This is a genomic window from uncultured Microscilla sp., from assembly GCF_947493425.1.
Lineage (GTDB): Bacteria > Bacteroidota > Bacteroidia > Cytophagales > Microscillaceae > Microscilla.
This window is the reverse complement of record NZ_CANLRP010000045.1, coordinates 1-23,572: the sequence shown is the minus strand read 5'-3', so window position 1 is coordinate 23,572 and position 23,572 is coordinate 1. Positions and strand designations below refer to the sequence as shown.

Here is a 23,572-nt window from a genome sequence, read left to right as displayed (position 1 = left end):
CTGAAGCTATCACTTCAGGGATTTTCATTCAAGTATTTACACAGTAACTTTATCGCCATTAAAGTCATCTATGTTCACATTTTCTATCGTTTCAAAGAGTATTTGGTCATACTCGTTAAGGTGCATGGTCACTACAGACCCTTTGTTTATTTTACCTGCCAAAATTTCTTTTGAAAGTTCATTCAAGATACGTTTCTGCAATACTCTTTTCAAAGGCCTTGCCCCAAACTCAGGGTCAAACCCTATTTCTGCCAGAGCATCCAGCACATTTTCGGGGGCATCAAGGTGAATGTCCTGCTCTTTAAGTAGCTTTTGGATATGTGCAAACTGAATATTAGTGATGTTTCGCATATCCTGTTTGCTTAACGGACGGAACATGACCACTTCATCTATTCTGTTCAGAAACTCCGGCCTTACACTTTGTTTAAGCAAGTCAAATACCTCCTCTCTGGTATTGGTCATGATATCAAACTCACTAAGTATATTACCCTCTTCATACAATTTTGCAAAGTTATCTTTTATAAGATGCGAGCCTGCATTAGATGTCATAATAATGATAGTATTCTTAAAGTTTACCAATCGCCCTTTACTATCAGTCAAGCGACCATCATCTAGTACTTGCAATAAAGTATTGAAAACATCAGGGTGCGCTTTTTCTATTTCGTCGAGCAATACTACCGAGTATGGCTTGCGTCTAACTGCTTCAGTTAATTGCCCACCTTCGTCATAACCTACATAACCAGGAGGTGCCCCTATCAAACGGCTCACTGCGTGGCGTTCTTGGTACTCCGACATATCTATGCGTACCATTGCATCTTCGTCGTTGAACAGAAAGTTTGCCAGTGTTTTTGCTAACTCAGTTTTACCCACTCCAGTGGTTCCCAAAAATATAAAAGAACCAATAGGGCGGTGGGGGTCTTGTAAACCAGCCCTGCTTCGTCGTACTGCATCGGCCACTACCTTAATTGCCTGACCTTGTCCTGCTACTCGTTTGGCAAGTTCAGTTTCCAGTTCCAGTAATTTTTCACGCTCACTTTTTAGCATTTTAGATACAGGTACGCCAGTCCATTTAGCCACTACTTCAGCAATATCTTCGTTTCCAACTTCTTCTTTTAGCAATGCATTGTCTTGAATATGCGCAAGTTCTGCTTGTTTCTCTGCCAACACTTTTTCTGTTTCCAATATTTTGCCATAGCGTAGCTCTGCTACTTTAGCCAAGTTGCCTTCTCGTTCGGCAGTTTCTGCGGCAATTTTCATTTGCTCTATATCTTCTTTAGCCTTTCTTATGCTTTGAATTACCCCCTTCTCTGTTTCCCATCTTGCTTTTAGGCTATCTCTTTGCTGACTTAATTCGGCGATTTCTCTAGAAATTTCTTTTTCTCTTTTTTTATTTTTTTCGCGCCTTATTGCCTCCCTTTCTATCTCAAGTTGCATTACCTTGCGTTGTAGTTCATCTAGTTCTGCCGGCATTGAGTCAATCTCTATCCGCAGTTTAGAAGCAGCCTCATCCATCAGGTCAATAGCCTTGTCAGGTAAAAAACGATCAGAAATATAGCGGTCAGACAGTTCTACTGCTGCAATAATGGCATCATCCTGAATGCGTACCCCGTGGTGTAGCTCATAGCGTTCTTTCAGCCCCCTTAGAATAGAAATGGCGTCAGGTACATTAGGTTCATCTACCATCACTCCTTGAAAACGACGCTCTAGAGCCTTGTCTTTTTCTATGTATTTTTGATACTCTTTGAGCGTAGTAGCCCCTACAGTATGCAATTCGCCCCGTGCCAAAGCAGGCTTTAATAAATTGGCGGCATCCATGGCACTTTCACCACCGCTTCCGGCACCCACCAAGGTGTGTATCTCATCTATGAAAAGAATAATTTCACCGTCAGAGTCTATCACTTCTTGAATTACAGCTTTGAGTCGTTCTTCAAACTCTCCCTTATATTTGGCACCAGCTACCAGTAATCCCATATCAAGCGATACCAACTGTTTTGACTGAAGGCTTTCTGGTACATCACCTTCTACTATTCTTTGGGCAAGCCCTTCGGCAATAGCGGTTTTTCCTACCCCTGGTTCACCTATCAGCATAGGGTTGTTTTTAGTACGGCGCGATAAAATTTGTAGTACACGACGTATTTCTTCATCCCGCCCAATTACAGGGTCAAGTTTTCCGGCTTTCGCCAATTCATTTAAATTCTTAGAGTATCTTTCCAGCGATTTATAAGTATCTTCAGCGTTTTGATTCATAACTTTATTTCCTCCTCTTAGGTCATTGATGGTTTTTAGTAAGTTTTTTTCGTTCATACCTGCTTCTTTGAGCAGTTGGGCAGTATTATCTTTACCTACCAACAACCCTAGTAGCAAATGCTCAAGGGTGATGTATTCATCATCCAATTTGGTTTTATATTTTTCTGCCTGTTGCAGGGCAGCTGCAGTATCATTGCTAAAATAAGGCTGTCCATTTACTTTGGGGTAGGTATGGAGCAAATCATCTATTTTACTTTGTAAGTTGTTCCAGTGAATACCCAACTGTTTGTTAATAAACGAAGTAAGGTTGTAGTCAGCCTCCATTACGGCTTTTAGCAAGTGCCCTGTTTCTATGGCTTGTTGTCCTGTTTGCTGGGCTACCTGTGCCGATTGTTGTATGGCTTCTTGTGCTTTAGTTGTATAATTTTTAAAGTTCATAGTTTTGTGTGAGTTATAGAAAATGATAAATAGTGTAAAAGATTACTGTTTGCCTTTTTTTGATCAAAAGTGTTACCAAGCCAAATTAAATTGTTTTTTAGGACAAAATGGCTTAATTTGCTGCTAACCCTCTAATTTTAATATGACATAATGTCTTGATTGTTAGGTGCTTATTTATTTTAACCTGTCAAATCAATCAAAAAATAGCATTAGTATCCTTGATTATTTTATGGAAAGTTGCCCGGCAGAGTATTATTACCAAAGTATAGAAAAGTACAAGCAAAGAGCTTATGAAACTTCCCTGGAACTGATTACCCAAGCCATTGCCTTGGATGCAAATCAGGTGGCTTACTATTACCACAGAGGAGGTGTGTTGCAAAGGCTGCAAAAGTTTGATGTTGCTATACAAGACTTTGATAAAGTGATTGGTTGGGAGAGGCAGGCTGCCGCGTCATTCATTGTAGAAGCGTTACTGGCAAAAACAGAGATGCTTTATCAACAAAAAAACTATGATTTGCTCATTGCCACCTGCGACCATCTCCTGAGGGTTTGTCGCAACCATTGGAAGGGATTTTTTTTTCGTGCCCTGGGGTTTTACTTTACCCAGCACTATTATTTGGCATACCAAGACATTGAAATGGCGTTTTATCTGAGCAAGCAACCTGACACTATACGGCCGTATCGTGGGTTGATCGGCTTTAAAGTTGGAAAGTTTGTACAGGCACAAGTAGACTTTGATATAGCACTCAAACAAAAGCCAGAAGAAGCCGTGTTATGGTTTAATCGCGGCCTGAATCTTTACAAACTTAATAAGTTGAGTGAAGCCATTGCTAGTTTTGACAAAGCCACTCAACTAGGTTTAAAAAACAAACAGTTGTATGACTTTAGAGCCAAAGCATTACAACAGATCAATAGCTTGAAATAAAAAAGGACACCTTTCGAGATGTCCTGATTAGCCGTGGCTTTTAAATGTTTTAAACTTCCCACTCTTCCCGCAAAAAGTCAAGATATTTTTTGTTAGCAGAAGAAAACAAATTGAAATCAGTAGCACTTTTGATAAGGCTTATAAACTTACGCAGCTCTTCTACTTCGAATTCTTTGTCCATAGCATCTATTGCTTGCTGAACCAAATCATCTAACTCTCCATCGGGTATATTATGATAATCTTCGTGGAAATAAATTTCAAAAGCATCGCGCACTGCAATAGAATCAAAATCTAGTTCGCGAGCAATGCCTGATATCACACTATCATAAATACGGTCCAATTCATCTTCCGAAATGGTTCCATCAGCACCTAAGCCTTCTACAATAAGCACTGACATAAAGTATTCTAGTCTATCTCTCATCTTCATTAGTTAGTTAATAGTTGAGAAAGCAATCGTGTATACAAGATTGACTAATTGTGTTGTTTGAAACCGTACACATTTTTTTAACAAAAGTTCTTTGCCTTTTAGATAAATTTATACAGTTAAAAAAGCGATTAATCAGCAGTCTTTTGGGTTAAATTGTTGATTCTTTGCCCTCAGGCATCCGTTCATTTCCTCGAATCAAGTTCGGGATCATGGATTTTCTTTAGCTAAAAAAACGAACCAAAAAAAGCCACCGCTGTAGTTTACTGTTGCTAAAATTTGCTTCATTCCACCGAAACAGCTCAAACATTCCCTCGTGCCTCGGTCAGTGATCTGTTTTTACGGCTTCATTCTTCAAATTTCCCCGAAGGCGAGTTCGGGATTTTCAACTTAACGCCAGTAAACTAAGGCGGAAAGAAAGACGCTGTTTTTCAAGCACTTTTGAAACTGATAAAATTAAACTCTGCACAAGTATTAGTAGTGAAAAATTAGTGTACGGTTTTGAAATTGTGTTGTTGAAAATATTACTTAGAATCTATTTTTGCAACAAATCTTTGTATTCTTTTACCAGTTTATTTAGCTGCTTTGCCAATTCTTCGTTTTGCAAAGCTTGACCAATATGCACTTTTTTCAATGTTTCTACTTCTGTAAGGTTAGCGGTAACTGCTGCTTGCCACGCTTTCATAGTTTTTTCTGATACTTGTACTCTGCTGGTGGTTTTGGTCAGCTCGATGTGCTGGTGCATATTACTTTTATTGGCTGTTAAATATTTCTGAGCATCTTTTATTCCTGCGATAAGGTCAGATTTCCCCTTTGTTTTACGCAATAACTGAGCAGTAAACTGATTCAACTGCTGAATACTATGTTGTACCTGGGTTTCTTTAGTTTGGCAGCTTGCCAAAAAAATTATCGGTATACAAAATACTAAACTTACTTTATTTTTCATGAGCATTATATAGTTGTGTTATTATATGTTTTTTTATGCAAAGAAGGCGAAGCCAGACAAATTTCAGTGTTAAAGGCAACCCTTTTTAAACGAAGCAGGTCTGCCTTTATATACGAAGATAAAACAACTATTTATTACCATGAAACAATTTATATTGACAATGTTTTTGAGCTTGAGTATAGCTTCTTTGAGCCAGGGACAAGACAACCCCACAACTTTATTTGGAGGTTCTGGTAACATGAAAATCTCAGGGTTTGGAGGACCAACAGTAAGTTTAGGAGTAATTGATGGATCAATTGCGATGTTTAATGGAGGAGGAGGAGCGATTATGTTCAACAATTTCTTTTTTGGTGGATATGGGTCAAACATGTCTTTTTCTACTGTGACAAGGTCAGTAGGCGGTGAAAACCTTCGCCTAAGAATGCGTCAGGGAGGCTTATGGTTTGGGTATGATGCACAAGCACACAAACTAGTACATTTGACTTCTAGCCTTAAAATGGGTTGGGGGCACCTGCGATTTTATCGCTCAACAACGTCGTTTTACGACGATACTCAAAGTGTGTTGCGAGAACATTTTTTTATGTTAACACCTGAGGCAGGAATAGAAGTAAATATTACTAAGTTTATGAAAATAGCCCTTACTGGAGGGTATAGGATAGGGTTCTCTAACACTATTAAAGAAGATGACAACTCTAGGATAAACTTGAATGGGCAATATATGGCGCTTACTTTTAAGTTTGGTTGGTTTGGAAAAAGTGGACCTATAACCGAGATAAAGAAACTAATTAAAGATTAAACATCATGTGTGCTTATTTGCTAATGGAAACTTAAGTCAAACGAAAAATAGCGGGTAGTTTTTGCCCAATTGAAGGGGTAAGCAGTAGCTTTTGATTAATGTAAGTTTCTTTTGAAAAATTACTATGTAAGTTTTGTTTGTAAAACATAATTTTAAATAAAGATATTTACATAATCCCGTAGTTTTTGACAAAAAAAAAAGCCCGTATCAGTTGGATGACGCGGGTTTTTTGCTATTTCGTAACTATGCTATATGTTCTTAAATTCCAAAATTGGTTCGATTAATTAAATAGTATTTTTATAAGATTGATATATTTAAACTATCTGTTTTTTTGTAAAAATCGTCTATTTTAGAGACTTTTCAAAAAAAAATAAGTAATTTTTTTTAGTTAAACTCGTTTTTGCCATTATCTTGTATGGTATAATGCCAAGGTAAGTTGTATAAAAGTTTTATGATCAGTGATTTATTTAAGTGAAAATTAAAGAATTGTAACGTATAAATCAAACTAAGGTGAATGAATAAGCGTATTCTTTTCTTTAAATGCAACTGTTTTTTATACAAATAAAAGTAGTTATGCTATTTATGTAATATTGTGTGATACATTTTATAAAAACATATCATATAACTTTGAATAAACTCAAAAATTACAAAACCAAGGCGTTCAGTTTGATTTCGCGACAAACCGGGCAATTAACTGTTCTTTTTACAGTTTGTTTCCTGTGTTGTGTATCATTGCAAGCACAACCTGGAGCACGTTGGCAAAATATAGAAACCTTGCTTGAGCAATATCGGCGTCACCTCAAAATTCCTGGAATGTCGGCAGGAGTAGTGCATAATGGAAAGCTCGTCTGGAGTAAGGGCTTTGGTTATGCCGATATACAGCAAAAGGTCAAAGCTACTCCACAAACCATTTTTCATATTGCGTCTTTAACCAAAACATTTACTGCTGCCATTGTCCTCAAACTTGAGCAAGCTGGTAAATTAAAGTTGACCGATTCATTGGCAAAGTATGGTATCAACAAACCAAAGTTAAAGCATCTTCAGGTTCGACATATTTTATCGCATGTCTCAGATAGCAAGCCAGTAGGTAATGCTTATAAATACAATAGTCCCAGGTTTGAGCTTTTGGGAAAAGTATTAAAAAAAGCCAGTGGAAAATCCTTCGCTCAGTTAGTGATGCAATACATTGCCACTCCCTTGAAGATGCATCATACTGCCCCTAATACAAATGCTCGCAAAGATTTTTTAGTGGCTAAACGAAATTGGTACACCTTTACCCAAAAGTTGGCCAAACCATATAAACTAAAAAATGGGCAACCTGCCAAGTTTGTTTACTCTAACCGCTTTAATACTTCAGTAGGAATGATGTCTAACATTTCTGATTTGGCAAAATATGCTCAGGCCTTGGAGGGGGAGGAATTGTTGACGGCTAAACAAAAGAAACGTATGTTTCAGCCTTGGATTACTCCAAAAAATGACACTTTACCCTATGCTAAAGGCTGGTTTGTACAATGTTATCAAGGAGTAGAGATGTATTGGCACTATGGGTATGGACGCTCTTGTTCTTCTTTAATTTTGAAGGTGCCTGACAAAAAAATGACCATATTATTGCTCGCCAACGCTGATTTGTTGAGTGAGCCTTTTAGCGCAGGTTTAGGGGTTTTTGGTGATGTTACCGCCTCACCCATAGCTAATATTTTCTTACGCAAATTGGTATTTGCTAACAGTTCCTTGCCTGACTTAAACTATATAAGTAACAATGATAAAAGCTTGCAAGCCCAATGGCAAGCTACCCAAGAGACTGCTTTTGCTAAAATGTATAAAAATGAATTGATTGCCAACACTTTACTTGCTAAAAGTACCAAGCGACACATACGATTTGATGCATTATTTCGCTGGTATATCAAGGTTGCTTATCCTACCTACAAACCTGATACAACCCAGTGGAAACACCATACGGGAAAATACCCGGCAAGCAGGTATTATATCTTTAAAATTGTGAAGACCGACAATCAATTGTACTACAAGACTCCAGGGTCGCGGGGAACAGGGTTAAAATTGTATCCTATTGCCCCTGATAAATTCTTGTTGGATCCTTATACTCGCATTATTTTCCGAAATAATCAATTAATTATTCAAAATGATTGGGATGAAGTGAAGATAAGAAAAAAGAAATGAAAGAAGCATAGCATATTTGGCAAAATACCAGGTTGTATACAGTGCTGTACACAATCTGGTAGGCAGTGTTTATGAAAGAGTATTTTCATTTTTATGTTCACTCACAATTTGCCCATCAAATAAGTTGACAATGCGGTGTGCATACTCAGCATCCAACGATGAGTGAGTAACCATGACAATTGTGGTACCGCCAGCATTGAGTTCAGTTAATAGGTTCATTACTTCTTCTCCATTTTTAGAGTCCAAGTTACCAGTAGGTTCATCCGCCAAAATCAGTTTTGGTTTTGTAATTACAGCCCGTGAAATGGCTACCCTTTGTTGTTGTCCACCCGAAAGCTGCTGGGGAAAATGCTTTTTACGGTGCATAATCTCCATTTTGTTCATAATTTCTTCAACTCGGCGTTTGCGTTCTACAGTTGGCACTTTTAAATAAATAAGTGGTAACTCTATGTTTTCAAACACTGTTAACTCATCAATCAAATTAAAACTTTGAAACACAAACCCAATATTTGCTTTACGCATATCGGCACGTTGTTTCTCGCTAAACCCACTGATTTCTTTATCTAAAAAATAAAACTCACCTGTGCTAGGGTTATCCAATAACCCTAATATGTTCAGCAGAGTAGATTTGCCACAGCCCGAAGGCCCCATGATGGCTACAAACTCACCTGAGTCTATCTTCATATTTACACTGTTCAATGCAGTGGTTTCTATTTCATCTGTAGTATATATTTTACTAAGTTTCTTAGTCTGTATCATTGATTTCTATTTTTGGGCAGCATTGGTTGCTACAGTTTCATTGAATGGTTTATATGGTTTTTATTCTGAGTGATAAAGTAAGCAAGACTGGTTATTTTTGCAACACAAGTTGGTCAATATTTTCATAACCTTCATAAGATGATACAACGACTTTTTCGCCAGGTTTCAAGCCTTGGGTTACTTCGTAATAGTGTGGATTTTGTCGCCCAAGTTTTATGTTACGTTTTACAGCCTTGTCGCCATTGGGGTTTACCACAAATATCCAACCACCACCAGTCACCTGATAAAATCCTCCACGAGGGATTAAAACTGCCTGGTGAGAACTACTGAGCTGTAGCTTGATTTGTAGGGTTTGCCCTCGGCGAATTTTAGCCGGAATCGTTTTCAAAAACTCCATATCTACCTTAAACTCCCCTGATTGTACCTCAGGGTATACTTTTTTTACTACCAATTCATAGCTTTTTCCTTCCAACTCAAATGTTCCTTTGAGTCCTGTGTATACTTTAGAAATATAGTGTTCGTCAATGCCTACATTAATTTTATAGCCATCCAAGTCATCGATTTGTCCAATGTTTTCACCCGGAGATTTAGACTCACCCACTTCGGCTTTGAGGGTTGATAACTGCCCACTGATAGGTGCTATTACATAGAGGTTGTCTAGTGTACGTTGAGACAAGCCAATGTTTCTTTGCATACGTTGGATAGAAGCATCAAGTTGGTTTAAGCGTTCGGTTCTCAGCATTGTATTTTGTTTGATTGACCTCTTGGCTAACTCAAACTTTCGTTGTTGGTAGTCATAATTATCTTTTGAGGTAAAATATACCTGTTTTGCTATGGCCTTGCCTTTCATTAATTGTGAGTCGCGTCGATGATTTCGTTTGGCTTGTTTTAGTCTGTATTCTATGTCTGCAAGCTCATTTAAAGTTTGTAATTCATTTTGCCTCATATTGATTTGGGTAGTTTGTCGTTCATTGATCATGTCTAGTAATTGTGACTCGCGGTTCATAAAATCAATCTGTAAAGCAGTATTGGTGAATTTCAGAATACTATCTCCTTTTTTTACTTGGTATCCATCTTCTACAAAAATCTTTTCAACCCTGCCACCTTCTATAATGTCCAAAAACACGGTTTTGATCGGTTGGGCTATACCATCAACTACTATAAACTCCTGAAAGTTAGCTTTTTGCACTGAGGCTACAGTTATTTTTCCTTGGCTTACATTCAGTTTCGATGAAGAATTACCAAAAAAACTGTAAATCAATAGTAAAAGTAATAATCCACCCGCTCCTCCAAAGCTGAAGACTTTTTTGGGGGTCCACTGTTTCTTCTGAATTACTTTGTCCATGTTTTTATAATTTCATAGTTATTAAAAGGCTTATGCGTATGTAGTATCTAACAGGGAATACCATTGCTCTTGCTTAGCCAATTAGAGTGCCACCTTACATAAAGATGTGATATGCAGTGTTTTGTGTTGTTGCAGGAGGTTTTTTTAGTGTATTATATGTTCGCCTTTAACACAAAAAATGTTCATTGACGAACACTTTGAAAATAGATTGGTTAAGTGATGGTTTTTCGCAGCAACTAGAAAAAATTGTGAAGTGCCGAACCTATAAAATCAGTGATGAATGAGATGGAAAGCGTCTATGACTTGCTGAGCAAAACAATAAAAATAGTGTAGTTACTACTATGACTTTTTAAAATAGTTTACTTCAAAATAAGGGGGGAATGAAAGACATTTTTGATGCATTACACTGATCATTAGCCAAGCATTTTGCCTGGCTAACGCAATATGTATTTGTGGTGTGCTATAAACAGGAAAGAATACTATATAAAAGGCAGGAGGCAGAAGCATCTTGCCTTTTTATATCTATGATAGATTGAGTATCAATCACTGTTTTTTGATTCACTATTTAAAAACTTAATAAAAGGTTTACGTACATCTAGCCATAAAATTAATAGAAACCAAATAGTAAAACCAAGGTATAATCCGGATTTAATACGTTTAGTGACCTGAACAACAGGGTTATTAAGTTTTACAAAACCTTCTATTATTTGTACATTCTCTATCAAAGCAAGTGTAGTATCTACTTTTAATTCTTCTTCTCGTAGCTTTACAGCTTCTTCATAAAGTTTTGAAATATTACCCGGATTTGTAATTCGAACGTTTTGATTCTTGTTAGTGAATAATTTGGAAATATTACGCTTTAGAGAATCAAGTTCTTGGATTTCTTTTCTAAGTTTCTCTTTTTTTTGAGTTAAAAATATCTTTTTAGTCTTTACCCTTTTTTTCAGGTACTCATTTTCCCGAAGATAAACAGTGATCGCATTTTCTAAAGCAGTAATATGGGCATTATTGGTAAGGCTTAGTTCAATAGAAAACTTGTGATCTTTTAGTTGGAAAACTTCTGTATTTCCTTCTTTAGCACTGTTTTTTTTGTTGTCTGCACCAGGCTTCAACTCTTTGTTTTGCTGAATACTTAAATCTTTAATTACTACTAACTTATCCACTGCTTTGATAGCAACAATAGTTTTAGCTATGTCCAGCTTAAGTTTAAGTCTATTAGCAATGGCCTTATGATTACCGTCAGCTGCTAAGTTTTGTAAAGTTCCTAATAAGCCTGACAAAATAGAATAATCAGTACCTTTTGCATTAATTAACATTTTGGTTTTATAGATAGGTACTGAAACCTTATGAAAATAAAAGCCAACTCCCCCTCCAATACCTAGAAAAATAGCCAAAATAAGACCTCTTTTTATTACTAATTTAATAACTACTCTCAAAAAGCTAACAAACTGCCCCCATAACTCCCTTAAATCTATTTCATCTGATTGGGTTGTTGTTTTTGTCTTTTCGTTTAGACCTGTAATGGATTTTGCTGTGTTTTTGTCTTCTTCAGGCTTGCTTTTACTCTGACTCATGGTCGGTTCTTTATCTGTTTAAAATAAAACTGGCTGTAAATTTATAAAAAAACACTTATTCAAAGTATATATTCTATGTCAATTGTGTTTGTCTTTCCTTAAATTCTATCCCAAGTTGCAACAACTCAGTCATGACAGGTGCATATATTTCTTTTAGTGTAGGAATAAAAACCCCTTTTAAGTTTATTTTGCCCAACAAAATGAGTTTGGCAGCTATAGCCAATGGCAATCCTACTGTTTTTGCCATAGCAGTATGGTTTTCGTCGCCCAATACTACCAGGTCAGATGTTTTGGTATATTTTGTTTGGTTTGTTAATTCATACTCAAACTGATGTTGCATGACAATCATATCTTTGTCATTATCTTCTAATTTCCACTTCTGTTCTAACAAGTGCTGCAATATAAAAGCAGGAGAACCTTTTACAGGAATAGGAATATCATCTAATAAACCTGTCCAGACAATTTTTTGAATGATCTCATTGTCAGTAGACTTGCCTATAAAGCTTGCAAGTTTATCAACCGTATTCTTAGCACTGGTGTCAGGCAAAAATGCTTCAGTAAAGGTACGATAAGTCATTCCCTTGGTGTCTACTTCAAAGTCGTCTGAGGTAAGCCCTAAACTAACCAAGACAGCCCAGGCACTGCAATAGCCATCTCCTCTGAGGGTGCCACGCAACATGGTAGGAATATTATCTAGCCCATATAACTCACGATATTTGAGCGAGTCGCGGTTGGCGTAGGTTTCAAACTTTCCAAAGCCTTCTACTTCTAAGGAGTTGGTTTGATTGAATAGCTGATGATAAGGGATGTATTTGTATTGACCATTTTCTATATATTGTGCGGTACCTCCTTTGCCTGCTAATATTACATTGCGTGGGTTCCAGGTAAATTTATAGTGCCAGGGATTGTTATCATACTCTGGGGCAACTAGCCCACCTGTATATGATTTAAAAGATACAATATTGCCCTCTTGCGCTTTGATCTCATCAATCATTTGCATTGCCGACATATGATCAATGCCTGGGTCTAACCCTATCTCATTTAAAAATATCAATCCAGCCTGTTCTACATCTTTTGCCATGGCTTTAATTTCTTCTGACAAATAAGAGGCTGTCAACAAGTGTTTTTGATGGATTAAGCAATATTTGGCTACCTCGGCATGTAAGCTGGCCGGTAATAAGGAGACTACCATATCGACTTTGGCTATAGTTTCAGTTGCTTGTGCTTGATTATATATATCGAATACAAGCGTTTTTATGTGTGGATAGGGAGCCAACTTTTGTGGCAACAGGTCAGCAGACACATCAGCAACTGTCATTTCCCATTGATAAGTTTGCACGGCTTTTGCCAGATAATTGATAAGCGCATCAGCAGATCTTCCTGCTCCTATAACTAAAATATGTGCCATATTAAATGTGATTGTGTTTCGTACCCCAAAGCTAAGTCAACTTATTGAAAACCAAAATATCATGACGGTGGTATTTATTATTAATAAAAATAGCTAGTTTTATATAGCCACTTTGTTTTTTATAATTAAATTTAGACTTGATTAACAAAACCCCTTCAAATAGGATAATTGAATAAAGTATGAATAATCAACATAGGGTCATCAAAAATAAAATCATCCTATTCTTTATTTCATTTGCAGTTATATTTTTTATTTTACAATTGTTTATCAATGTATACAACAGTAAAATAGAAAACTATAATAAACTGTATAATGAGATTTCTAAAGCCAATAAAGATATTAGTTCTTCCCTTTTGTTTGCGCATCATATTAGTCAACAATACGAAACCGAAAACAGTCAACGTTTACTGCGTAAAAGTATAAACCGTTATCAGGTAATGCTTAACCTTGTAACCCAGGAAGGAGAGGTTGCAGTAGAGCAAGAAAGCATTAGTTTGCCAGGTAATACGCCTGAGTTCCGGTTAAACTTAAACCTTATTGCTCCTATATGGAATACCTACAAAACAAATGCACTCACTCTGGCAAGTCGTGTACAGTTTGATTACAATCAGTATAACAAATTGTCTCCGGCGCAAGCTGTGCTTGATTTTTGGGCAGCCCAACAAAAAATTATCAACGATTCTATTGCCACCCAAGGCATAAATGAATTGCTCAATGCCAAAGATACTATAGTGGCCATTGATGCATTGGCATTGAAACTTGCCAAAAAATACAAACTTACTTTAAACAAAGATTACTCTTTAGACTCGCTAAGTACCAAGGCTTACAAGGCACTTCAGCAAAATATTGATCCTTTGTCAAAACAAACCAATGAGTTGCTTGACAGTTGCGAGTCTATTGTAAACAATACTCAAGTAACCCTACAGTTGTTGTTGTATATCAATTGGGGAATGTTTTTCTTGTTTCTTGCTTTAGGGTACTTGGTGTATAACACCTGGATAGCCATACCAATTCAAAAAATAAACAACAGTGCAGCACTTATTCAAACAGGAGACCTTGACCAAAGAATAGATTATCAAAAACAAAATGAGATAGGAATTATTGCTGATACACTTAATTTGTTGATTGGTAAAATACGTCAGGCAACCACTTTTATCAAAGGCATTGAACAAGGCGAGTTAGATTTATCTTATGAAGCCGAAGAAAAAGATACTTTGTCAGAAGCACTGTTAAACATGCGCGAAAAACTAAGTGCAGTAAATATAGAAGAGCAAGAACGTGCCTGGGCAAATAAAGGGTTGGCGATGTTTAGCAATATTTTACAAACTTATCGCGAAAACACCCAAACACTTGGTTATGAGATCATCTCTAACATTGTAAAATACATTGATGCCAACCAAGGAGGTATTTATATAGTAAACGACAATGATGAGCAGAATATATTTATAGAACTATTGGCTAGTTATGCCTTTGGCAAGCAAAAATACCGAACCCAACAAATCAACACGAACGAAGGCTTGGTAGGACAGGCCTACAACGATGTAGACACTATTTATGTGACCGACATTCCTAATGATTATGTAGATATTTCTTCAGGAATGGGAGGAGCTAACCCTAGCTGTATTTTGGTTATTCCATTAAAGCTAAACGAAACAGTGTATGGGGTAATGGAGTTGGCATCGTTTGAGGAGATACCTAGGTATAAAATTGATTTTCTTGAAAAGTTAGGCGAAAACATTGCATCTACCTTGTATGCAGTAAAAACCACAGAGCAAACCCATAAACTCTTGCTGGAGTCTACGGAGATTACCCGACAAATGCGTGATCAGGAAAAGGAAATGCGCGATAACCTGCTTACCTTACAACAAACTCAAGGAGAAATGGAAGAAAATCAAGAAGTGCTTACTGCACAGTCGTATGCCATGAATACGACCTTGATTACACTGGAAATGGATATTGAGTTTAAAATATTGAATGCCAATGAGTTATTTTTAGAAACTATGAATTATTCGGCAGCTGAAATTACTGGCAAACATTACCGAATGTTTATAGATACCGAAGATTTTGAAAGCGACGATTATAAGGCATTGTGGAATGATCTGAAAAACGGAGTGCCTCACAAAGGAGAGTTCAAGCAAATCGCCAAGTATGGCAAAGAGGTCTGGTTGCAAACCACCTTTACTCCCATTAAAAATAAAGAAGGTAAAACGTATAAAATTCTTAAAATTGCCTTTGATGTTACGACCGACAAAAAACTAAGGCTTGATTTCCAGGGGCAGCTTGAGTCTTTCCGTCGTTCAAATGCCACTGTGGAGTATGATATGGATGGCAACATTCTGGAAGCAAACGATATCTTCCTGCGTTTGATGGAGTATAAGCGTGATGACATTATTGGGCAAAACCATGCAGTATTGGTTACTAACGAAGAACGCAACTCGGAAGCTTATCAACTACTGTGGGATAAACTGGTACAAGGCGAGTATCATTCGGGTGAGTCGCGCCGAGTGTCTAAAAACGGGAAAGAAATATGGATTCAAGGTAGTTTTAATCCTATATTTGACTTGAGTGGCAAACCTTACAAGCTGGTAGAGTTTGCAGTAGATATAACTGATAGAAAGAACGCTGAGCGTAAAATATTATTGACTCAGCGTAAACTACAAAATAGAGAAGCCAACCTAAAAGCAGTGATTAACAACACTGAAGAGATGATTTTGACGGTAGATCAAAGTTATAAAATTACTTTGCTGAATGATAAAATGCGGGCAGCCTATGCTACCCGAAATATTACCCTAAAAGCGGGATTAAATATTACAGAAACATTTCAGGAAGATAAGTTTAACTACTGGAAACAGCATTATGATAAAACACTGGAAGGCGAAAAAATACAAATAGAGGAGATTTTTAATCATCCCGAAAACAATCAGGATATTTACTGGCAATTTTCTTTTATTCCTATCAAAAATAAACTTCGTAAAATTACCGGTGTAGCGGTGTTTATCAAGGATATTACAAAGCAGAAGCAAGAGGCTTTTGAAAAAGAAAAGATCGCCATAAATATTGCTTCTATCAAAGAACAAGAAACAGCCAAAGCCCAGGAAATACTAGAAACTCAACAGAAATCTATTGCTCGAATCATAGAAAAATTTGAAAAAGAGAAAGCTGACCTCCAGGAAGCTTTAAAAGCTAAAGAACAAGAGTTAGAAATGTTGAGAAAGAAATAAACTTAGGATAAAGCTCTAAAATCAATGGCTATAGGTACAATAATAACAAGTACTTATGTTTGGTTACCTGTATCTTTGTTATTTGAACCATTAAAATACTATAAGTCAAAAGTTGCTCAATAGACATTTGACTTTGTCTCCTAAATATTCAAGTAACATGAGCCAAACAGATCAGAAAAAAAAACTCGATATTACGCTTTCTATAGAGGTGTATGATCGCCCGTCAGAACTTGCCCCAGAGTATGCCAGCTTGCTCAAAGCCGCCAAAAAAATAACCCATCAGGCGTATGCCCCTTATTCTAACTTTTTGGTAGGTGCAGCCATTTTGTTGGATGATGGAACAGTCGTGACAGGGAGCAATCAAGAGAATGCGGCCTACCCCTCTGGTATTTGTGCCGAGCGAACCGCTATTTATTATACTGGTGCCCAATACCCCAACCGTACAATCAAAGCCATTGCAGTAGCTGCTCAGCGGGGCGATGAAGTATTTTTACCTGCAGCCCCTTGTGGTGCTTGTCGCCAGGCAATGCTCGAATATGAAGAAAAACAGCCTCATAACATTCAGTTGATTTTGCAAGGGCAAGAAGAGAATGTATATGTGGTTTCGTCTGTTGCCGATTTATTACCCCTTAAGTTTGGTAAGAAAAACTTGAACTCTGGCGAATAAGCATAAAAAACCAATAAGTTCGCGGAGCTACCCCAGCGAACTTATTGGTTTGATAGTATTGGTGTATTTCTAAATTTAAGACTCTTTTTTCTCTGTCTCTTCTTTCTCGTCAGCCTTAGCCTCAGTTTTTGTCTCTTTCTCTTCTTCTTCTTCATGTGTACCATTGGCTAACTCTTCCAATGTTTCGGGCGCATTTTCGCCAATTAGTTTATACCAACTAATCAGTTTTTTTACGTCTGATACATACACTTTTTCTTCATCATAATCAGGCACTATGCTTTTCAAAAACGCCATCAAATCTGCTGAAGAAGTTTTAGAGTTGAGTTTTTGTATATCTTCGTTAAAGTCTTGATATATCTTTAGAATAACATCTGCCAAAGGCACCGAGCCTTCTTGATCTGTTGTGTAGATGGATACTTCTTTCAACACTGACATACGGCTGGTAGCTCCCACTACCACCTTGCGTTTTTTCTTATCCAATGATTCTACAATCACACCAGAACGCGTAGGCTTTACTACTTTAAACAACCCTGGTTTTCCTGAGATGGCAGCAATCTTTTTTAAATCCATTCGATTTGATATTTTTTGATAAAAATTGATTCGAAAGTTTTACTTTCTTTAAGCAATATGTATAACATGCAGCATGTGTTTTCTTCATATTTATCTAGCCTAAAAATGAAGAAAACACCATACACATTTTGCAAAATAGCCTCAAAAATAGACATTTTTTAAAAACGATACGTAATGATGCATTAAAATGTCTATGTGTTTTATCGCTTTTATGTTAAATCAGATCAACGTTTCAATGTTGGAAAGTCTTATTTACATCTCGTATAAATTTTAATATTTCGTCGCACCCTAACCCTGATACCGACGAAGTGACAAAGTGAGTAGGCATCTCTTCCCAGGTTCTGAGCATAGCCTTGCGATAGTTGGCTATAGCCTGAGGTAGCTTGTTAGACGATAATTTGTCTGATTTGGTAAACACCATGGTAAAAGGAATTCCTTCTTCGCCGAGCCATTCCAAAAACTCCATATCAATTTTTTGGGGTTCGTGGCGAGCATCTATCAATACAAAAATACCTAGTAATACTTCTCGTTTCAAGATGTAGTCATTGATCATCTTGCCCCACTTTTTGCGTTCGGTCTTACTTGCTTTGGCGTAGCCATACCCTGGCAAATCGACAAGGTGCCAGCGATCGTTGATAAGAAAATGATTGATAGTTTGGGTTTTACCCGGGTTTTGAGATGTCTTTGCCAGGCTTTTTCTATTGGTCAACTTGTTAATCAAGGAAGACTTCCCCACATTCGAACGTCCAATAAAAGCATACTCAGGCTGGTGTGCTGCCGGGCATTGGGTGTAGTCGGTACTACTTTTGATAAATTCGGCACTTTTAACTTCCATGATCTTACTATTTTAAAAAAATTGGTACTACCTGCAAAAATACGATATTTTCAGGCAAACTGTATTTGTCAAAGGGCTTTTTAGATCAATGATGCTATTTATTGGGTTGATTGCCCTCTGGTCAAGGTCAATTGTTTAGTACATATTGGTATACTTGCATCAAATCTTGGGCTAATTTGTCTCCCATAAATTGCTGGAGATGCTGTTGCCCAAGGGCAATCATTTGTTTTTGTAAAGCATTGTCATTGAGTACTTTATTGAGCACGTCAATGACTGATTCTACGTTATGTGGGTCAATATATTGGGCTGCGTTGCCGCCCGATTCTGGAAAGCAACTGCCCTGACTGGTAACCACAGGAGTGTTTGAGTGCAACGCCTCAAGAATAGGAATACCAAAACCCTCGAAAATAGAAGGATAAACAAATAACTGAGCCATTTGGTACAGACCCGGCAAATGCTTTAGAGGTACATTGTGCAAAAAAATAACAGGAGCCTTGGGGGGATTTTGGGCAATAGATGCCTTGAGGCTGTCTAAGTAAGGGGTAGGGCTCCCCACTACTACCAACGGCATATCAATCGCTCCTTTTTGCAGGGCTTCTATCACAATGCCTATGTTTTTGCGGGCTTCTATAGTGCCCACCGATAGCATATAGTTTTGGGGTAAATGATAGGTAGTGCTTAGTTGAGTTTTTTCTTCTTTGCTTACCAACTTGCTAAAAGACGAGTGGCAGTTTTGATAAACCACACTTATTTTTTCAGCCGGAATATGCATAAAGTCGATCAAATCGGCTTTAGTTTGCTTGCTTACTGCAATCACCCGATTGGCAGCCTGGGCAGCGTGGCGAAACTTACGGGTATCTATCATCCGGTCAGCTTTTTTATACAACGTTGGGTAACGCAAAAATATAAGGTCGTGAATAGTGACCACCGATTTGCCCTTAAACTTACCAATATTTTTGGGCAGTTGATTGCTCAACCCGTGAAACAAGTCTATGCCATCGCGTTGTAGGTCTTTTGCCATCCAAAGGCTGCGCCAAAGCGATTTTAACTTGCGGTTTGTCCAGCCTTGGGGTGTTTTGATGATGGGCGCCCCTTGTAATTCAAACGAAATAGTATCTTGGTTAGAGGGAGTATAAAGATGATATTGGTGCTCGGGATAGTGTTGGGCGAGTAATTGCAGCATATTGCGACTGTAGTTTCCTAAGCCACTGTGATTAAAAAAAGCTCTTTTTGCATCAAATCCTATCTTCATACCTATTTTTGTGCTTTGGTTTATAGTACATAGCCTTAACAGGGAGGCAAGCTTCGAGCGACAAGTACAGGTAACTATCAAGTTTGTAAGGTGTTTATTTTCAATTGTTTACAACTTTGATAGTTAGAAGTATTTATAAGTGCTTACTTGTCAGGTTTAATATGTGAACTAACCTATTTCTATCCGATATTTATTGGGGTTTTAAGCACTTGTGCCTCCTAATTAATTAATAAATTTATAATTGACTGAAAATAAGTGTACTATAAGTTTATTAGTTGTTAGTAGAGTAAGGCATATCTAATACCTAGAACCCTGTTAGTTGCCTGTGGAGCTGGGTGTAACTTGCGACTTGTCGCTTAAAGCTTGCCCCTGTCAGTGCTATGGACTATTTAAATAAACTTAAAGTTGGAGATATTCTGTGAAAGTGCAAAAAATATTATTGATACAAACGGCTTTTATTGGTGATGTTATTCTGGGAACAGCAGTCATTGAAAAAATACATGCGTTTTATCCTGAGGCAAAAATTGATTTCTTGCTGCGTAAAGGCAACGAAAGCTTGCTCGAAGGGCACCCGCTACTCAACGAAGTATTGGTGTGGAACAAGCAAGAAAATAAGAAGAAAAACATGTTTAAAATGATTGGCCGTATTCGCCAAAACCGCTACGATGTGGTAGTAAACATGCAACGCTTTTTTGCTACCGGGCTTATGACGGCATTTTCGCGGGCTCCCCAACGCATTGGCTTCAAAAAGAATCCGCTGGCTTGGTTGTTTTCCAAAAAAGTAGCCTATCAATACGGTAAGAACATTCACGAAGTAGATAGGGTGTTGGGGCTGGTGGCGCACCTTACTAGTGAGCAACGAGCACGCCCCAAGCTATACCCCACTCAAGCCCAATTTGCCAAGGTAGCTGGCTACAGCCAAAATACGCCTTATATTTGTATGGCACCCACTTCGGTGTGGTTTACCAAACAGTTTTTGCAAGCGCGTTGGGTAGAGTTATTGCAAGCCATTGCGCAAAAGTATGACGCTCCGCCACAAGTATACTTGTTGGGTGCACCTGGCGACAAAGCTGCCTGTGAGCAAATTATAACAGATGCTCAATACCCTGCTATAAAGAACCTGGCGGGAGAACTGACTTTGCTTGAGTCGGCAGCATTGATGCAAAATGCCCAAATGAACTACGTAAACGACTCGGCTCCTATGCACCTTGCCTCGTCTATGAATGCCCCCAGTTGCACTATTTATTGCTCTACTGCCCCCAGCTTTGGCTATGGTCCTTTGTCTGATAATGCCACTATAGTGCAAGTACCCGATTTACCCTGCCGTCCTTGTGGTTTGCATGGGCATACAGCGTGTCCAAAGGAGCATTTTGATTGTGCTCAAAAGATAAAAATGAGTGAGTTGTTAGAAGTGCTTGAGTAGTCACTTAAGTAACTAAATCGGCAGGTGAAATATTCATTTGTTGCAACAATTCACTTAATTCTTGTAAAAACTGAGTTCTTTTGTATTGGTATTGGTTGAGCATAAAGTCATCGTCATCATTTCTATGCATTTCAATCATATAATCTATTTGTTGGATTTGTTCTAAAACTCCTATGAGTTCGTGGTTTACTTCTGAAGGTAGCTCTTGTTGGTTCATACTATTAACTGTTTATGATTTCTATAAATGCTTTTGAGAATTTTTTACCAGCTCTGTTTTTTCTGGTATGGCTAAAAAAAAATTTCCCAATGTAATAGACCTAATATCGTTTTGTTAAGCCTCTTACATTAAACGTTAAGCTCATTATTATTGTATAGATAAAACCCACGTATACTTACCCAAATATACGAATGGTTTCGTTAGTAAAAGCTATTTCAAAACAACTTAAGCTACAATTAGTTAAGTGGTTATGAAAAATTACTTAATCATTGGAGGATCGTCTGGCATAGGCAAAGCCCTGGTAGCACAACTAGCCAGCGAGGGGCATCAAGTATATGCCACCTATCATACCACCGCAGTAAGCGACGCTCCTAAAGGCGTGCAATACCACCCACTCAATGTAACAGATGAAACTCTCAATTTAGACTTCTTGCCTGATAGCATCGATGGCGTAGCCTATTGTCCTGGTAGCATCAATTTGTTGCCCTTTGCCCGCATCAAGCCCCAACAATTTGCTAATGATTACGAGTTACAGGTATTGGGTGCAGTAAAGGTATTACAAGCAATACAAAAAAAGCTCAAAGCAGCCCAGAACCCCTCTATCGTGTTTTTTTCTACTGTAGCGGTGCAAACAGGGTTTGCGTTTCATGCCCAGGTAGCGGCTTCTAAAGGGGCTATTGAGGGTTTGACCCGTGCTTTGGCGGCAGAGTTTGCCCCTAGTATTAGAGTAAATGCCATTGCGCCTTCTATTACCGATACCCCATTGGCAGGTCGTTTACTCAATTCAGACGATAAAAAAGACAAAAATGCCCAACGCCACCCGCTCAAAAAAATAGGCACTCCTGACGACATTGCTCAAACTGCGGCTTTTCTGTTCTCCGACAAAGCCAATTGGATGACAGGGCAAATTATTCATGTAGATGGAGGAATGTCAAGCGTAAAATTATAAACAGATACCTATGCATTTGACCAAAGAAGACATTGAAAATACCGAAAGGGTAAAACGCCTCAATATTATCAACTCAGTGAGTGGTATCAAGCCTGCCAATCTTATTGGAACAATTTCTGCCAACAACGAGCCCAACCTGGCCATTTTTAGCTCTGTAGTGCACTTGGGCAGTAATCCGGCTTTGTTGGGCTTTATTATGCGCCCCAAAGGTGAGGTGCGCCGCCATACCTACGAAAATATCTGCGACAATGGTATGTATACCATTAACCACGTGCACGAGTCGTTTGTCGAGCAAGCCCACTATACCTCAGTAAAGTTTGAGAAAGACGAATCGGAGTTTGACAAATGCCGTCTTACCGAAGAATATTTGTTTGATTTTAAAGCCCCTTTTGTCAAAGAAAGCAAGCTTAAGCTAGGGATGAAGTTTGTGCAAGAAGTACCCATCCAAATCAATGGCACTACTTTGATTATTGGAGAAATTATGCACTTGATAGTGCCCGATGAGGCCGTAAACGACCAAGGCTATATAGACTTGGCAAGCTTGGGCGATGTAGGCATTTCGGGCTTGAACAGTTACTATACCCTTAAGAAAACCGCCCAACATCCGTATGCACGAGTGAGCAATTTGCCCGATTTCTCATAAAAACAGCCCTTGTACTGGTTTTGCCAATGCAAGGGCTGTTGGTTTGTTGAGTTTGTTATAAACCCTTTTTAAAAATGATATTGGCCTTTTGGGTATGTTTTAAATGCCAGTCGTATCTCGTGTTTGTTTTCTCTTTTTTCAAACTCATCATTAAATACATGCGCTCTTTCTATAGTGGTTAAAAGATCGTCTACTCTTTGGCGCAGCAAGCCGAGTTGATCGTCTAGCTTGCGTTTGGTGACATAACAAACAGGTGCTTTGCGGTTTGGATAAAGGTCAAGTATTTCGTCTGTATCAAAAGTAAGCGCCTCAAGGTTTCGGCGAACTTTTTGTTGAATTGCCAATAAGTTGGCTTATGCCATGATGCCTGAAGTTTCTTGGTCGGCTCTAGCTCTTTTAAGCCTCCTACAGAAGACTTAAAAGCTTCAATCAATGGGAAGTTTCGTTCTTTACAGGACAAGCTTTCCTTGCGCAGCAAAGCTACTTTGCTTATAACTCCGACATTTTATGAATGTAGACAAGGACTGCATTCGCAGATTAAAAACCCTCCAAGGGCAAGCTCGCAGGGGAAGCCAGGAGACTTCTACCAATCAACTATATCAAATCGCCCTGCGGAAGGGTTGACACAGCAAGGGATGAGCTCAACGCAGTTAAACAAGGTGTACCTGAAACCTTGCACCTAGTGTACCAGGCAATAAATAAATGTGGAATTAATTATTATCTTTGTGTGAGCAAAATTTAGCAATAATGAACAG

Annotated in this window: 20 protein-coding genes; 8 read left to right on the top strand and 12 right to left on the bottom strand. The window is 38.1% G+C overall.

Annotated elements, in window-relative coordinates; all coding sequences use genetic code 11:
• Positions 1-36: 36 nt before the first annotated feature.
• A complete protein-coding gene (clpB, locus tag Q0954_RS13750) occupies positions 37-2,685 on the bottom strand; it encodes an ATP-dependent chaperone ClpB (protein WP_299457755.1) in 2,649 nt (882 codons plus the stop codon).
• Positions 2,686-2,914: 229 nt separating this feature from the next.
• On the opposite strand from clpB, the gene Q0954_RS13745 reads away from it, so the two are divergent.
• The gene (locus Q0954_RS13745) at positions 2,915-3,610 is read left to right on the top strand and encodes a tetratricopeptide repeat protein (protein ID WP_299457752.1); all 696 of its coding nucleotides are present in this window, start codon (positions 2,915-2,917) and stop codon (positions 3,608-3,610) included.
• 49 nt (positions 3,611-3,659) lie between these two features.
• Here the strand turns inward: Q0954_RS13745 and Q0954_RS13740 are convergent, their stop codons facing one another.
• Positions 3,660-4,031: a hypothetical protein gene (locus Q0954_RS13740; RefSeq protein ID WP_299457751.1), complete on the bottom strand. Its 372-nt coding sequence runs from the start codon at positions 4,029-4,031 to the stop codon at positions 3,660-3,662.
• 538 nt (positions 4,032-4,569) lie between these two features.
• Positions 4,570-4,935, bottom strand: a complete 366-nt coding sequence (locus Q0954_RS13735) for a hypothetical protein (RefSeq protein ID WP_299457749.1) — start codon at positions 4,933-4,935, stop codon at positions 4,570-4,572.
• 184 nt (positions 4,936-5,119) lie between these two features.
• On the opposite strand from Q0954_RS13735, the gene Q0954_RS13730 reads away from it, so the two are divergent.
• Positions 5,120-5,776 carry a hypothetical protein gene (locus Q0954_RS13730; RefSeq protein ID WP_299457747.1) on the top strand — a complete coding sequence of 219 codons (657 nt, stop codon included), beginning with the start codon at positions 5,120-5,122 and terminating at the stop codon, positions 5,774-5,776.
• Positions 5,777-6,403: 627 nt separating this feature from the next.
• Positions 6,404-7,954, top strand: coding sequence for a serine hydrolase (locus Q0954_RS13725; RefSeq protein ID WP_299457743.1), 1,551 nt, complete (start codon positions 6,404-6,406; stop codon positions 7,952-7,954).
• 69 nt (positions 7,955-8,023) lie between these two features.
• Here the strand turns inward: Q0954_RS13725 and Q0954_RS13720 are convergent, their stop codons facing one another.
• From Q0954_RS13720 to Q0954_RS13705, 4 genes are all read right to left on the bottom strand, one after another.
• On the bottom strand, positions 8,024-8,713 hold the full coding sequence (locus Q0954_RS13720; protein WP_299457742.1) for an ABC transporter ATP-binding protein: 690 nt from the start codon (positions 8,711-8,713) through the stop codon (positions 8,024-8,026).
• Between the two features lie 91 nt (positions 8,714-8,804).
• A complete protein-coding gene (locus Q0954_RS13715; protein ID WP_299457740.1) occupies positions 8,805-10,058 on the bottom strand; it encodes an efflux RND transporter periplasmic adaptor subunit in 1,254 nt (417 codons plus the stop codon).
• Positions 10,059-10,597: 539 nt separating this feature from the next.
• Complete coding sequence (locus tag Q0954_RS13710) at positions 10,598-11,632, bottom strand: hypothetical protein (RefSeq protein ID WP_299457738.1); 1,035 nt, start codon at positions 11,630-11,632, stop codon at positions 10,598-10,600.
• 73 nt (positions 11,633-11,705) lie between these two features.
• The gene (locus Q0954_RS13705; protein WP_299457737.1) at positions 11,706-13,040 is read right to left on the bottom strand and encodes a saccharopine dehydrogenase family protein; all 1,335 of its coding nucleotides are present in this window, start codon (positions 13,038-13,040) and stop codon (positions 11,706-11,708) included.
• A gap of 179 nt (positions 13,041-13,219) precedes the next feature.
• Here Q0954_RS13705 and Q0954_RS13700 point away from each other — a divergent pair, with 179 nt between their 5' ends.
• Positions 13,220-16,261: a PAS domain S-box protein gene (locus tag Q0954_RS13700; protein ID WP_299457736.1), complete on the top strand. Its 3,042-nt coding sequence runs from the start codon at positions 13,220-13,222 to the stop codon at positions 16,259-16,261.
• A gap of 157 nt (positions 16,262-16,418) precedes the next feature.
• Positions 16,419-16,928: a cytidine deaminase gene (cdd, locus tag Q0954_RS13695; protein WP_299457735.1), complete on the top strand. Its 510-nt coding sequence runs from the start codon at positions 16,419-16,421 to the stop codon at positions 16,926-16,928.
• Positions 16,929-17,003: 75 nt separating this feature from the next.
• On the opposite strand, the gene Q0954_RS13690 is transcribed toward cdd, so the two are convergent.
• The 3 genes from Q0954_RS13690 to Q0954_RS13680 all read right to left on the bottom strand — a co-directional run bounded on the left by Q0954_RS13690 (position 17,004) and on the right by Q0954_RS13680 (position 19,585).
• On the bottom strand, positions 17,004-17,498 hold the full coding sequence (locus Q0954_RS13690; protein WP_299457733.1) for a DUF5606 domain-containing protein: 495 nt from the start codon (positions 17,496-17,498) through the stop codon (positions 17,004-17,006).
• Positions 17,499-17,730: 232 nt separating this feature from the next.
• Positions 17,731-18,333 (bottom strand): ribosome biogenesis GTP-binding protein YihA/YsxC, encoded by a 603-nt coding sequence (gene yihA, locus Q0954_RS13685; protein WP_299457731.1) that lies wholly within the window; start codon positions 18,331-18,333, stop codon positions 17,731-17,733.
• A gap of 127 nt (positions 18,334-18,460) precedes the next feature.
• On the bottom strand, positions 18,461-19,585 hold the full coding sequence (locus tag Q0954_RS13680; protein ID WP_299457729.1) for a glycosyltransferase family 1 protein: 1,125 nt from the start codon (positions 19,583-19,585) through the stop codon (positions 18,461-18,463).
• Positions 19,586-20,003: 418 nt separating this feature from the next.
• Between Q0954_RS13680 and Q0954_RS13675 the strand changes: the two genes are divergently transcribed.
• Positions 20,004-21,008, top strand: coding sequence for a glycosyltransferase family 9 protein (locus Q0954_RS13675; protein WP_366916743.1), 1,005 nt, complete (start codon positions 20,004-20,006; stop codon positions 21,006-21,008).
• A gap of 4 nt (positions 21,009-21,012) precedes the next feature.
• Here Q0954_RS13675 and Q0954_RS13670 read toward each other — a convergent pair whose 3' ends face one another.
• Positions 21,013-21,225 (bottom strand): hypothetical protein, encoded by a 213-nt coding sequence (locus Q0954_RS13670; RefSeq protein ID WP_299457727.1) that lies wholly within the window; start codon positions 21,223-21,225, stop codon positions 21,013-21,015.
• 250 nt (positions 21,226-21,475) lie between these two features.
• On the opposite strand from Q0954_RS13670, the gene Q0954_RS13665 reads away from it, so the two are divergent.
• Together Q0954_RS13665 and Q0954_RS13660 are read left to right on the top strand one after the other, a co-directional pair.
• Positions 21,476-22,174, top strand: a complete 699-nt coding sequence (locus Q0954_RS13665; protein WP_299457725.1) for an SDR family NAD(P)-dependent oxidoreductase — start codon at positions 21,476-21,478, stop codon at positions 22,172-22,174.
• A 10-nt stretch (positions 22,175-22,184) separates the two neighbouring features.
• Complete coding sequence (locus Q0954_RS13660) at positions 22,185-22,817, top strand: flavin reductase (RefSeq protein WP_299457723.1); 633 nt, start codon at positions 22,185-22,187, stop codon at positions 22,815-22,817.
• 68 nt (positions 22,818-22,885) lie between these two features.
• Here Q0954_RS13660 and Q0954_RS13655 read toward each other — a convergent pair whose 3' ends face one another.
• Positions 22,886-23,161, bottom strand: coding sequence for a hypothetical protein (locus tag Q0954_RS13655; protein ID WP_299457722.1), 276 nt, complete (start codon positions 23,159-23,161; stop codon positions 22,886-22,888).
• Between the last annotated feature and the right edge of the window lie 411 nt (positions 23,162-23,572).

Excerpts from the sequence above, each read along its gene's own strand:
- clpB (WP_299457755.1), bottom strand. The coding sequence starts at position 2,685 with ATGAACTTTAAAAATTATACAACTAAAGCACAAGAAGCCATACAACAA.
- Q0954_RS13745 (WP_299457752.1), top strand. The coding sequence starts at position 2,915 with ATGGAAAGTTGCCCGGCAGAGTATTATTACCAAAGTATAGAAAAGTAC.
- Q0954_RS13740 (WP_299457751.1), bottom strand. The coding sequence starts at position 4,031 with ATGAGAGATAGACTAGAATACTTTATGTCAGTGCTTATTGTAGAAGGC.
- Q0954_RS13730 (WP_299457747.1), top strand. The coding sequence starts at position 5,120 with ATGAAACAATTTATATTGACAATGTTTTTGAGCTTGAGTATAGCTTCT.
- Q0954_RS13720 (WP_299457742.1), bottom strand. The coding sequence starts at position 8,713 with ATGATACAGACTAAGAAACTTAGTAAAATATATACTACAGATGAAATA.
- Q0954_RS13715 (WP_299457740.1), bottom strand. The coding sequence starts at position 10,058 with ATGGACAAAGTAATTCAGAAGAAACAGTGGACCCCCAAAAAAGTCTTC.
- Q0954_RS13710 (WP_299457738.1), bottom strand. The coding sequence starts at position 11,632 with ATGAGTCAGAGTAAAAGCAAGCCTGAAGAAGACAAAAACACAGCAAAA.
- Q0954_RS13705 (WP_299457737.1), bottom strand. The coding sequence starts at position 13,040 with ATGGCACATATTTTAGTTATAGGAGCAGGAAGATCTGCTGATGCGCTT.
- Q0954_RS13700 (WP_299457736.1), top strand. The coding sequence starts at position 13,220 with ATGAATAATCAACATAGGGTCATCAAAAATAAAATCATCCTATTCTTT.
- cdd (WP_299457735.1), top strand. The coding sequence starts at position 16,419 with ATGAGCCAAACAGATCAGAAAAAAAAACTCGATATTACGCTTTCTATA.
- Q0954_RS13690 (WP_299457733.1), bottom strand. The coding sequence starts at position 17,498 with ATGGATTTAAAAAAGATTGCTGCCATCTCAGGAAAACCAGGGTTGTTT.
- yihA (WP_299457731.1), bottom strand. The coding sequence starts at position 18,333 with ATGGAAGTTAAAAGTGCCGAATTTATCAAAAGTAGTACCGACTACACC.
- Q0954_RS13680 (WP_299457729.1), bottom strand. The coding sequence starts at position 19,585 with ATGAAGATAGGATTTGATGCAAAAAGAGCTTTTTTTAATCACAGTGGC.
- Q0954_RS13670 (WP_299457727.1), bottom strand. The coding sequence starts at position 21,225 with ATGAACCAACAAGAGCTACCTTCAGAAGTAAACCACGAACTCATAGGA.
- Q0954_RS13665 (WP_299457725.1), top strand. The coding sequence starts at position 21,476 with ATGAAAAATTACTTAATCATTGGAGGATCGTCTGGCATAGGCAAAGCC.
- Q0954_RS13660 (WP_299457723.1), top strand. The coding sequence starts at position 22,185 with ATGCATTTGACCAAAGAAGACATTGAAAATACCGAAAGGGTAAAACGC.